Origin of the sequence: Streptomyces sp. HD, assembly GCF_028369295.1 — a bacterium.
GTDB lineage: Bacteria > Actinomycetota > Actinomycetes > Streptomycetales > Streptomycetaceae > Streptomyces.
In genome coordinates, this window is the sequence record NZ_JAQMYP010000035.1 from 98308 (window position 1) to 109771 (window position 11464).

The following is an 11464-nucleotide window of genomic DNA, read 5'->3' on the forward strand; positions in this document are numbered from 1 at the left end:
CTGGAGGCCCCGACGCAGGCCGTCCGGCAGGAGGCGCGCATGGCGGCAGAGGTATCGACCGGCTCACTCGGCGGCGACGAGGCGTCCCCCGTCTCACTGGACCAAATAAGCGACCTGTTCTTCGAGTTCCTGACCGCGGTCACCCGCGCTTCGCGCAAGGACCAGCAGGACGGCCGCAACCTCAGCACCCGGCTGATGGCCCACCTCGGATCCACCCCCAGCGACCGCCCCGTGGTCAAGGTGGCGTACGCGCCGTACGACCTGCCGAACGTCCATCTCGCCCTGGAGCGCTGGTTCGGCGCCGACCCCGCCCGCTCCTACGAGCTGATCGGCCTGCGCGGCGCCCAGCACCACGGCGACCTGACGCTCGGCGACATCCTCGACGCGGCCGACCGCTACGACCGTTTCGTGATCGGCGCCGTCGACTACGCCCATCTGCCCGTCGCACCGGACACCGAACTGGCCTGCGTCTCCTGCGGGTTCTACCTCGGCAGCGAGGGCGACGAACGGTTCGCGGTGCTGCTGCGCGGGCCGCAGGACGAGTACGGGCGCAACAAGGTCGAGGTTGAAGTCCTCGCCCGGGACAAGGAGTTCGCGGACCGGCTGCTCGCCGAGCTCGACACCCTCGTACGCGCGCACAACGTCTTCCGCGGCCAGGTCCTCTCCTTCGAGGGCTCGGAGTTCGGGCACGGCCTGGGACCGTTCCGCTTCCACCGCCGCCCCGACCTCACCCGCGACGACATCGTGCTGCCCGCCGGCCTCCTCGAACGTCTGGAACGCCAGGTCATGGGCGTCGCCCGGCGCCGGGAACAGCTGCGCGCGGCGGGCCAGCACCTGCGCCGCGGACTCCTCCTGTACGGCCCGCCCGGCACCGGCAAGACCCACACGATCCGCTATCTGCTCTCCCACCTCCCGCAGTTCACGGTGGTGATCCTCGCCGGCACCAGCATCTCGGCCATCGGCCCCGCCTGCGCCCTGGCCCGGATGCTCCAGCCCGCGCTCGTCGTCCTGGAGGACTGCGACCTGATCGCCGAGGCCCGCGACTACGGCGGTGGCGACCAGCCGCTGCTCTTCCAGGTCCTGAACGAGATGGACGGCCTCGGCGACGACGCCGATGTCGCCTTCCTGCTCACCACCAACCGTGCCGACCTGCTGGAACCGGCCCTCGTCCAGCGCCCCGGCCGCGTCGACCTCGCGGTGGAGATCCCGCTGCCCGACGCTGACGGCCGCGCCCGCCTCCTCGGCCTCTACGGCACCGGACTCGGCCTCGGCAAGGACATCACGGACGAGGTCGTGACCCGCACGGAGGGTACGACTGCCTCCTTCACCAAGGAACTGGTCCGGCGCGCCGTACTGATCGCGGCGGAACGCGAGTCGGCCGGTACGGAGGCGGAGGACGTCCGCGCCGCACTCGACGAACTCCTCTCCGACCACGACCGCCTCACCCGCCGCCTGCTCGGAGTCCGCGAGGACGGAGACGGAGACGGGGAGGGGGACGAGGAAGGCGAAGGGGACTGGACGGCTCTGCGGGCCTGACCGTGGCCCGGCCGCCGCCCGCGACGTCAACCGGCGGCCGGTACGGCCTCGGCCTTGACGCCCGCACCGTCCAGCCGCCCCAGCTCCTCCCCGCTCAACACCAGCTCCGCCGCACCCGCCGAGTCCCGTATCGTCTCCGGACGGCTCGCCCCCGGAATCGGGATCACGGCCGGGGACCGGGCCAGCAGCCAGGCCAGGCACACCTGCTGAGGGCTGACGCCGCGTGCCTCCGCCACGGCGTGGAACGCCCCGAAGCGCGAGTCCCGCATCCGCGACGGCCCGTCCAGGGAGCTGCGGGAGATGCCGCCCAGCGGGCTCCACGGCAGGAACGCCAGCCCCAGTTCCGCGCACAGCCGGAGCTCGGCCTCGCTGTCCCGGACGGCCGGCGAGTACTGGTTCTGCACCGACACCAGCCGGTCGCCGAGGATCCGGTGGGCGGCGCGGATCTGGTCCACGTCGGTGTTGGAGACACCGGCCAGCCGGATCTTGCCTTCGTCGAGCAGTTCGCGCAGTGCGCCGACGGACTCCTCGAACGGGACGGCCGGGTCGGGTTTGTGCAGCTGGTAGAGGCCGATCGCCTCGACGCCGAGCCGCCGCAGCGAGGCCTCGGCGGCGGCCTTGAGATGGCGGGGGTCGCCGTTGACCGTCCAGCTGCCGATGGGGGTCCCCCCAGGCCTTGGGGCACTGGGGGACGGTCGGCCCCGGCCGCCCTTGGTGGCCACCAGCACACCGTCCGCGTCGCCGCCGTACGCGGCGAGCGCGCGGGCGACGAGGAGTTCGTTGTGGCCGGGTTCGGCGCCCGGCAGATGGTAGGAGTCCGCCGTGTCCAGCAGCGTGATCCCCGCGTCCAGGGCGGCGTGCACGGTGGCCAGGGCGCGCCGCTCGTCGGGGTGGCCCTCGATGGACAGCGGCATCGCGCCGAGGCCGATCGCGCTCACGCGGTGGGGGCCCAGAGCACGGTGCCGCATATCGGTCGTCATATCAGGCGCCGTCCTTTCCAAGGGTCTCGGCGACGGCCTTCGGGAGCCAGTGCCGGGCGTGTGTGAAGCGGAAACCGAGCCGTGTGGCACGGGAGTTGTCCATGCCGTAGGCACGGGCGAAGGAGAAGGGGGAGACGTCGCCGACCTCGACGGGTCGGAAGACGGTCCGGCCGTCCAGGAGGTGCGCGGCGATCTCGGCGCACAGGTCCTCGGTGGTCAGCAGACCGTGCGAGGCGGCGTTGACCGGGCCCGTGAAGTCCTGGCCCACCGCCCAGTACAGAAAGTCGGCGATCTCCTCGACATGGATGTACGTCGCCGGATGGTTCACCACGGGTACGGCGATCGGCTCACCGGCGCGGATACGGCTCGCGTAGTGCGTCATACGGCCGGTGAAGTCGTCGTCCCCGCCCAGCACATGGGCGACGCGCACCGCCGTGTACGGGAAGGCCGGGGCGGCGGCGAACACGGCCTCCGCCTGTCGCTTGCCCTCGCCGTAGTGGGTGTCGAGGAACTCCGGGTCGTCCCAGGGGAGTTCGAGGTCGACGGATACGGCTGCCGGGTCCACGTCCGTCTCGCGCACGGGGGCGATCGAGTCCTCGTACTCGTACACCTCCACCGTCGACGTCAGCACATAACGACGGGTGCGGCCCGCGAAGACCCGGCGGGCGATCTCCGCCTGTCGCGGGGTGTAGCAGACCTGGTCGACCACGGCGTCGAACGTCCGCGAACCCAGCGCCGCCGTCAGGGACTTCTCGTCGCCGCGGTCGGCGACCAGGTGGACCGCCCCCGGCGGTGGCGGCGACGACCCTCGGTTGAGCACCGTCACCCTGTCCCCGGCGGCCAGCAGCCGTGCGATCAGCCGCTTGCCGAAATAGCGGCTGCCGCCGATGACCAGTACCTCTCGTGCCTTTCCCATGACCATAATTCTCCGGGCCATACACCGCGTCCTGAAGGGGAAGACATGGGAGATCCGGTCACCGCGCCGAAAGAACCACGGCATCTGCGCCCGACCACCACCGAAACATCGGTGGCCTTCGACGCCCTGGACCGGCAGATCCTGGAGCTGCTCCAGACCGACGGCCGGATCAAGTTCAGCGAACTGGGCCGCCGGGTGCGGCTCAGCCCGGCCGCCGTCACCGAACGGGTACGGCGACTGGAGGCGACCGGCGCGATCTCGGGGTACGGCGCCCAGGTCGCCCCCGCCCGGCTCGGCTACGGCATCCAGGCGTTCATCCGGGTCAACCCGCACGGCGGCTACACCCTGCGTCACCCGCGCACCCTGGAGCTGATCGACCGTCCGGAGATCATCGAGGTCCACCACGTCGTCGGCGAGGACTGCTGGATCCTCAAGGTCGCCGTCGAGGACACCGTCCACCTGGAGGAGATCCTCGAACAGACCTCGGCGCTGGGCCGCACCACGACGTCGATCGTGCTGTCCTCCCCGCTGCCGGGGAAGCCCCTGCTGCCACGGTTGCCCTGACGTCGGCGTCAAGGCTTACGTTCGTACGCATGCGAATCGGCGAGCTGGCCGCGCGGGCCGGGACCACGACGCGCACGTTGCGCTACTACGAGTCGCGGGGGCTGCTGCCCGCGCGGCGCAGCGGCAACGGGTATCGGACGTACGACGAGAGCGACCTGAAGCTGCTGCGGCAGATCAGGACGTTGCAGGACTTCGGGTTCGACCTGGAGGAGACCCGGCCGTTCGTGGAGTGTCTGCGGGCCGGGCACCCGGAGGGCGACTCGTGTCCCGCCTCGCTCGCGGTCTACCGGCGCAAGCTGGACGAGCTCGACGCGTTGATCGGCGAGTTGCAGGCAGTGCGGGCCAAGATCGGCCTGCGGCTGTCGATGGCCGAAGGGGAACCACCGTTGTGCGAACTGGGAGGGCAGGAGCTGTGATCAAGGCAGCCGGCGTGGCCGAGGTGACGGACGCGGACTTCGAGACGGAGGTGATCGGGGCGGAGCTGCCGGTGCTGGTGGAGTTCACCGCCGACTGGTGTCCGCCGTGCCGGCAGATGGGGCCGGTGCTCACGGCCCTGGCCGCCGAGGAGGGGGAGCGGCTGAAGGTGGTGCAGCTGGACGTGGACACCAACCCGCTGACCACGAACGCCTACAAGGTGCTCTCCATGCCGACGTTCATGGTGTTCCGCGGCGGTGAGCCCGTGAAGTCGATGGTGGGGGCGCGGCCCAAGCGGCGACTGCTGGAGGAACTCGCCGACGTGCTGTGATCCCGTCCGGGATGTTGTCCGGAACGCAAGAAATCCCCCGAGCAATTGCGCTCGGGGGATTTCTTTGCGTATATTCAATGGTTCGCGACTTCGCGGAATTCCGGTCGCGGTGAAGTTCAGTGAGCACAGTATATCCGGGCGGGAGCAGAATTGTCAAACACCGAATTTCAAGACGGTGAATTGCGTCGCGAGCAGGAATTCATCGACGGCCTGTACGCACGCGTGGACGCGCTGCGCGGTGACACCGAAGGCTCCGTCACGGACGCGCTCGCCCAGGGCAACACGCCCATGCAGGCCCGGCTGGAGCGGGACATCCTGGTCGCCGAGCGCTCGGGGCTGCTCGCCGCGCTGAACGCGGTGGACGGCTCGCTGTGCTTCGGCCGGATCGACCTGGCCTCGGGCGCCACCCACCACATCGGCCGTATCGGCCTGCGCACCGACGACGCGGACCACACGCCGATCCTCATCGACTGGCGGGCCGACGTCGCCCGCCCCTTCTACCTGGCCACCGGCCACACCCCGATGGGACTCAGGCGCCGGCGGCACATCACCACCAGCGGCCGTACCGTCACCGCCCTGCACGACGAGATCCTCGACCTCGGGGACCAGGAGCGGACCGGCCACGAGGACCCGTCCGGTGACGCCGTCCTGCTCGCCGCCCTCGACGCCGCGCGCACCGGCCGGATGCACGACATCGTGCAGACCATCCAGGCCGAACAGGACGAGATCATCCGGGCGCCCCATCGCGGGGTGCTGGTGGTCGAGGGCGGCCCCGGCACCGGCAAGACGGCCGTCGCGCTGCACCGCGCCGCGTATCTCCTCTACGAACACCGCGAACTGCTCGCCAAGCGCGCGGTCCTGATCGTCGGCCCCAACCCCGCCTTCCTCGGCTACATCGGCGAGGTCCTGCCCTCGCTCGGCGAGACCGGCGTGCTGCTGGCCACGGTCGGCGAGCTGTTCCCCGGTGTGCGGGCGACGGCGACCGACACGCGGGCGGCGGCCGCGGTGAAGGGACGGGCCGACATGGCGGACGTCCTCGCCGAAGTCGTACGGGACTGGCAGGCGCTGCCCGATCCGGTGATCGCGATCGAGCACGACCGCGAGATCCTGATGCTCGACGACGACCTGGTGCGGGTCGCCCGCGAGCGCACCCGGGACGCGAAGCTCCAGCACAACGTGGCGCGGGAGACCTTCGAGGGGCACATCCTCAACACACTCACCGAGCTGTACGCCGAGCGCGTCGGCACCGACCCGTACGACGGCGGCAGCCTCCTCGACGCGAGCGACATCACCCAGATCCGCGACGAGATCGCGGAGAACCCCGAGGTGTGGGCGGCCATCGACCAGTTGTGGCCGCGGCTGACCCCACAGCGGCTGGTCGCCGACTTCCTCGCCGACCCCGTCGGCTACCTCCCCGACGAGGACGCGGCCGCCATCCGCCGTCCCGTGACGCGGGAGTGGACCGTGGCGGACGTACCGCTGCTCGACGAGGCGGCGGAACTGCTCGGCGAGGACGACCGGGTGAAGCGGGCGCTGGCCGAGCGGGAGCGGGAGACGCAGGTCGCCTATGCACAGGGCGTGCTGGACGTCTCGTACGCCTCGCGCACCTATGAGTTCGAGGACAAGGACGAGGAGGACTCCGAGGTCCTCTCCGCGCACGACATCATCGACGCCGAGCGGTTCGCCGAGCGGCACGAGGAGGACGACCACCGCAGCGCCGCCGAGCGCGCGGCGGCCGACCGCACCTGGGCGTTCGGGCACATCATCGTCGACGAGGCGCAGGAACTGTCGCCGATGGCCTGGCGGCTGCTGATGCGGCGCAGCCCGACCCGCTCCATGACCCTGGTCGGCGACCCGGCCCAGACGGCCGAGGCGGCGGGTGTCGGCTCATGGCGGAAGATCCTCCAGCCGTACGTCGAGGACCGCTGGGAGCACACCCGCCTCGGCGTCAACTACCGCACGCCCGCCGAGATCATGGACCTCGCCGCGGCGGTCGTCAGGGCGGAGAACCCGGACTTCGAACCGCCGAGTTCCGTACGGTCCACCGGTGTACGTCCCTGGGTGCGGGCCACCGACGACCTGCCCGGGGCGGTGGCGAAGGCCGTCGAGGAGCTCACGCCGGCCGAGGGCCGGCTCGCGGTCATCGCCCCGCGCCATCTGCACCGCAAGCTGGCGGCCCGGCTGGACGGCGTCACCGCGGGCGCCGAGCCCGACCTGACGCGCGGCGTCGTACTCCTCGACCCCCGTCAGTCGAAGGGCCTGGAGTTCGACTCGGTGCTCGTGGTGGAGCCGGGGCTGTACGGCACGAGCGACCTGTACGTGGCGCTGACCCGGGCGACACAGCGGTTGGGGGTGCTGCACACGGGTCGGCTGCCGCAGGCGTTGGCCGAGGGCATGTCGGGGTGACGCCAGGGATTCGCCGCGCCGCGGCAGTGCGGGCTGACTGCGCGACCAACCGCCGTCGGGGGCTGGTCGCGCAGTTCCCCGCGCCCCTGAGGGGCGCTGCGGTCTAGGCGGGCCGCAGCCAGACCGTCGCCAAGGGCGGCAGGGTCAGCCGGATGCTCGCCGGGCGGCCGTGCCAGGGCTGGGGTTCCGGCTTGACCGGGTCGGGGTTGGTGACGTCGCTGCCGCCGTACTTCGCGGCGTCGGTGTTCACCGTCTCGTGCCAGGCGGGGACGTCGTCCGGGACACCGAGGCGGTACTCGTCACGGACGACCGGCGACATGTTCGACACCGCAAGCAGCGGGACGCCCTCCGCGTCGTAGCGCAGGAACGCGAACACGTTGTCGTCGGCCGCGTCCCCGACCACCCACTGGAAGCCCGCCGGGTCGGTGTCGCGCTGCCAGAGGGCCGGCGTGTGGCGGTAGACCGTGTTCAGGTCGCGGACCAGGTCACGCACGCCCCGGTGGTCCGGCTCCGCCCCGTACGCCGGGTCCAGCAGCCACCAGTCGGGGCCGTGCGCCTCGGACCACTCGGCGCCCTGGGCGAACTCCTGGCCCATGAAGAGGAGTTGCTTGCCGGGGTGGGCCCACATGAAGCCCAGGTAGGCACGGTGGTTGGCGCGCTGCTGCCACCAGTCGCCCGGCATCTTCGACACCAGGGAACGCTTGCCGTGGACGACCTCGTCGTGGGAGATGGGCAGGACGTAGTTCTCGCTGTAGGCGTACACCATCGAGAACGTCATCTCGTTGTGGTGGTACTTGCGGTGCACCGGCTCCTTGGCCACGTACTCCAGCGAGTCGTGCATCCAGCCCATGTTCCACTTCAGACCGAAGCCCAGGCCCCCGAAACCGCCGGGCCCCGACACATGCGTCGGACGCGTCACGCCGTCCCAGGCCGTCGACTCCTCCGCGATGGTCACGACCCCCGGCACCCGCCGGTACACCGTCGCGTTCATCTCCTGCAGGAACGCCACCGCGTCCAGGTTCTCCCGCCCGCCGTGCTCGTTCGGGAGCCACTGGCCCGGCTCACGTGAGTAGTCCAGGTAGAGCATGGAGGCGACGGCGTCCACCCGCAGGCCGTCGATGTGGAACTCCTCGCACCAGTACAGGGCGTTGGAGACCAGGAAGTTGCGCACCTCGCGCCGCCCGAAGTCGAACTCCAGCGTGCCCCAGTCGGGGTGCGCGGAGCGCAGCGGGTCCTCGTGCTCGTACAGCGGACGGCCGTCGAACTCCGCCAGCGCCCAGTCGTCGCGCGGGAAGTGCGCCGGCACCCAGTCCATCAGCACCCCGATGCCGGCCTGGTGCAGGGCGTCGACCAGGTACTTGAAGTCGTCCGGCGTGCCGAGGCGGGCCGTGGGCGCGTAGAAGCCGGTGACCTGGTAGCCCCACGAGCCGCCGAACGGGTGCTCGGCCACCGGCATCAGCTCCACGTGCGTGAAGCCCAGGTCCTTGACGTACGCGGGGAGCTGGTCGGCCAGTTGACGGTACGTCAGGCCTGGGCGCCAGGACGCCAGGTGGACCTCGTAGACCGAGAAGGGCGCCTCGTGCGTCGGGATCGCGCCGCGCTTCTCCAGCCACGCCTCGTCGCCCCACTCGTGATGCGAGGCGTGCACGATGGACGACGTGTTGGGCGGGGCCTCCGTCCGGCGGGCCAGCGGATCCGCGCGCAGCGTCTTCGAACCGTCGGGCCGGGTGATCTCGAACTTGTACAGCTCGCCCTCGCCGATGCCCGGCACGAACAGCTCCCAGACCCCGGTGCCGCCGAGCGAACGCATCGGATAGCCCGTGCCGTCCCAGAAGTTGAAGGTGCCGGCCAGCGAGACACCGCGTGCGTTCGGCGCCCACACCGTGAAGCGGGTGCCGGTCACGGCCTGGTGGGTCATGGGCTCGGCGCCCAGCGCCCGCCACAGCTCCTCGTGCCGTCCCTCGCCGATCAGATGCAGATCGAGCTCGCCCAGCGCGGGCAGGAAACGGTACGCGTCCTCGGTCTCCTGCACCGACCCCTCGTACGCCACGAGCAGCTGGTAGCCCTCCGGTACCTCCCGCAGCGGCAGCAGCCCCGAGAAGAACCCCTCCGTGTCGTCGTGCAGTTCCGCCCGCAGATTCCCGGCCACGACGGTCACCGACAGGGCGAATGGCTTGAAGGCCCGGAACGCGACACCGCCGGGCACCGGATGCGCGCCGAGCACGGAGTGCGGGTCGTGGTGCGTGCCGGTGAGCAGGCGGTCGCGGTCGGCGGCGTCCAGGGCCGGCGAGACGGCGCCCCCCACGGGCTCGGCCGGCTTCGGGACCGCCTGCTGCGCCGGGATCCTCTTCTGCGCCGCCTGCTGCGCGGGGATCTTCTTGGCGGCGGGCTTCTTGGTGGCGGTGCCCTTCGACGCCGTGGCCTTCGCGGCGGTGCTCTTCGCCGCGGCCTTCTTCGCCACGACCTTCTTGGCGACGGACTTCTCCGCCACCGCCTTCTCCGCCAGGGCGTTCTCCACAGCGGCCTTCTTGGCGGGCGGTTTCTTCGCCGTGGCCTTCTTGGCCGCCGGTTTCTTCGCGGCCGCCTTCTTCTGCCCGGCGGCCTTCGCCGTCGCCTTCTTCGCCGTCCCCTTCCGTACGGCCTCCGCGGCCTCCACGGCCTTGGTCGCCGCCTTTTTGGCCACGCTCTTCTTCTCGGCCGACTGCTCGGCCGTGTTCTCGGGTTCCGAACCGCTGGAGGGAGTGGTGCGGGGGGTCACGGGCGGGGCCTCCTTGGCGAAGGTGGAGATGCGGGGATGGAGGGGGACGGGGTACCGGAGTCCATGGCGAGGCGATGTATCGCGGACAGCGGCACCGGGAGCCAGTCGGGGCGGTGGCGGGCCTCGTAGACGACCTCGTAGATCGCCTTGTCGGTCTCGTACGCGCGCAGCAGCACCGGATCGGTGCGCGGATCGACACCGCCGGCCTGCGCGTACCCGGAGCAGTACGCGGCCCGGCAGGCCTCGGCCCAGCCGGGTGCCGGACGCTCGGCCGAGTGGGCGGCGTAGTCGAAGGAGCGCAGCATCCCGGCGACGTCCCGCACCGGCGGCTGCGGCATCCGCCGCTCGGCCAGCGACTTCGACGGCTCGCCCTCGAAGTCGATGAGCCACCACTGACCGGCCGGTGAACGCAGGCACTGTCCGAGATGCAGATCGCCGTGGATGCGCTGGGCGGTCCAGGTGTGGCCCTCGGCGGCCAGAGTGGCAAGCGCCTCGAAGGCCGAGCGCAGACCCGGCGCGTACGGCCGCAGCGCGGGCACCGCCTGCGCCGCCGCGTCGAGCCGCTCGACCATGCCGTCGACCAGCTGCTGCACCTGTGTGTGCCCCAACGTCACGGTCGGCAGCGTACGGGCCAGTGCCGTGTGAACCTCGGCTGTGGCGCGCCCGAGTGCGCGCGCCGTGGCGGAGAAGTCCTCACCTTTGGCCAACTGGCGCAACGCCAGCTCCCAGCCGTCGGCCGCGCCCTGCACGAACGGCTGCAGCACACCGAGGACGTACGAGGCACCGGCCAGCTCGGCACGGATCCACGCCGTCGGCGCGGGCACCCGGTCGCAGTCCTCGCGGGCCAGCGCCAGCGGCAGCTCCAGGTCGGGGTTGACGCCGGGCACGACCCGGCGCAGCAGCTTCAGGATGAACGTATCGCCGTAGACGACGGACGAGTTCGACTGCTCGGAGGTGACCAGGCGGGGCACCAGACCGGACCGGATGTCCTGGCTTGCGTCCCGTTCGAAGCGCAGGGCGCCGACCCGGGCCCCGGTGCGCAGCGCTTCGAGAAGCAGCTCGGTGGGGCGGGTGTCGTACAGGGCGTCGTACACCGTGCGTCCGGCGAGCGGGCCCTCGGCCACGTGTCCGATCAGCGCGGGCGCCAACCGCGGCGGCAGCGCCTCGCGCTCCCCTATGAGCAGTTGGTAGCAGTCGGCCGGCTGCTCGGGTGCGCCCGGCACGGGGGCGAGGGGCTGGTGGGCGCGTACCAGCAAGTGGTACAGGCCCAGTTTGCGGCCGGGCGGCAGCAGCTCGGTGGCCGCCACCAGGGAGAAACCCGTGACCGGCCGTCCCTTGCCCGCGAACCAGCGTTGCTGCGGCAGCCATTCCCGCAGCAGTGGATCCAGTGACGCAAGGAGGCCGGGCGAGGTGGTGATGGTACGGGTGACGGCTTCCGACATGGCGTCGCGTCCTTTCCCCGGGAGGTCGGGGTGTTACTCATGCGTGCCCCGGGCGGGGCGGTGGAAACCCCCCCCCCCGGCTCTCAGGCCGCGTCCTTGCGCAGCCGGAACCAGTAG

General features: G+C 71.3%; 9 protein-coding genes. 5 read left to right on the plus strand and 4 right to left on the minus strand.

Annotation, left to right across the window (positions count from 1 at the left end; genetic code table 11):
- Window positions 1–39 precede the first annotated feature (39 nt).
- On the plus strand, window positions 40–1536 hold the full coding sequence (locus POF73_RS30020) for an AAA family ATPase (RefSeq protein WP_272121716.1): 1497 nt from the start codon (window positions 40–42) through the stop codon (window positions 1534–1536).
- 26 nt (window positions 1537–1562) lie between these two features.
- Here POF73_RS30020 and POF73_RS30025 read toward each other — a convergent pair whose 3' ends face one another.
- Window positions 1563–2504, minus strand: coding sequence for an aldo/keto reductase (locus POF73_RS30025; RefSeq protein WP_272121740.1), 942 nt, complete (start codon window positions 2502–2504; stop codon window positions 1563–1565).
- Between the two features lie 13 nt (window positions 2505–2517).
- Window positions 2518–3432 carry an NAD-dependent epimerase/dehydratase family protein gene (locus POF73_RS30030; protein ID WP_272121718.1) on the minus strand — a complete coding sequence of 305 codons (915 nt, stop codon included), beginning with the start codon at window positions 3430–3432 and terminating at the stop codon, window positions 2518–2520.
- A gap of 45 nt (window positions 3433–3477) precedes the next feature.
- On the opposite strand from POF73_RS30030, the gene POF73_RS30035 reads away from it, so the two are divergent.
- The 4 genes from POF73_RS30035 (at window position 3478) to POF73_RS30050 (ending at window position 7147) form a co-directional block, all read left to right on the plus strand.
- Entirely contained in the window at window positions 3478–3996 is a 519-nt protein-coding gene (locus tag POF73_RS30035) for an Lrp/AsnC family transcriptional regulator (RefSeq protein ID WP_272121720.1), read from the plus strand.
- Between the two features lie 29 nt (window positions 3997–4025).
- Complete coding sequence (locus POF73_RS30040) at window positions 4026–4412, plus strand: MerR family transcriptional regulator (protein WP_272121722.1); 387 nt, start codon at window positions 4026–4028, stop codon at window positions 4410–4412.
- A 14-nt stretch (window positions 4413–4426) separates the two neighbouring features.
- A complete protein-coding gene (locus tag POF73_RS30045; RefSeq protein ID WP_272121742.1) occupies window positions 4427–4741 on the plus strand; it encodes a thioredoxin family protein in 315 nt (104 codons plus the stop codon).
- 180 nt (window positions 4742–4921) lie between these two features.
- The gene (locus tag POF73_RS30050; protein WP_272121724.1) at window positions 4922–7147 is read left to right on the plus strand and encodes a HelD family protein; all 2226 of its coding nucleotides are present in this window, start codon (window positions 4922–4924) and stop codon (window positions 7145–7147) included.
- 103 nt (window positions 7148–7250) lie between these two features.
- On the opposite strand, the gene glgB is transcribed toward POF73_RS30050, so the two are convergent.
- Together glgB and POF73_RS30060 are read right to left on the minus strand one after the other, a co-directional pair.
- Entirely contained in the window at window positions 7251–9905 is a 2655-nt protein-coding gene (gene glgB, locus POF73_RS30055) for a 1,4-alpha-glucan branching enzyme (RefSeq protein ID WP_272121726.1), read from the minus strand.
- A complete protein-coding gene (locus POF73_RS30060; RefSeq protein WP_272121728.1) occupies window positions 9902–11347 on the minus strand; it encodes a maltokinase N-terminal cap-like domain-containing protein in 1446 nt (481 codons plus the stop codon). Before POF73_RS30060 ends, glgB begins: the two co-directional genes overlap by 4 nt.
- Between the last annotated feature and the right edge of the window lie 117 nt (window positions 11348–11464).

What these genes read in the sequence shown, in the direction of transcription:
- POF73_RS30030 (WP_272121718.1), bottom strand. Translation starts at nt 3,432, where the DNA reads ATGGGAAAGGCACGAGAGGTACTGGTCATCGGCGGCAGCCGCTATTTC.
- POF73_RS30040 (WP_272121722.1), top strand. Translation starts at nt 4,026, where the DNA reads ATGCGAATCGGCGAGCTGGCCGCGCGGGCCGGGACCACGACGCGCACG.
- POF73_RS30025 (WP_272121740.1), bottom strand. Translation starts at nt 2,504, where the DNA reads ATGCGGCACCGTGCTCTGGGCCCCCACCGCGTGAGCGCGATCGGCCTC.
- POF73_RS30060 (WP_272121728.1), bottom strand. Translation starts at nt 11,347, where the DNA reads ATGTCGGAAGCCGTCACCCGTACCATCACCACCTCGCCCGGCCTCCTT.
- POF73_RS30035 (WP_272121720.1), top strand. Translation starts at nt 3,478, where the DNA reads ATGGGAGATCCGGTCACCGCGCCGAAAGAACCACGGCATCTGCGCCCG.
- POF73_RS30020 (WP_272121716.1), top strand. Translation starts at nt 40, where the DNA reads ATGGCGGCAGAGGTATCGACCGGCTCACTCGGCGGCGACGAGGCGTCC.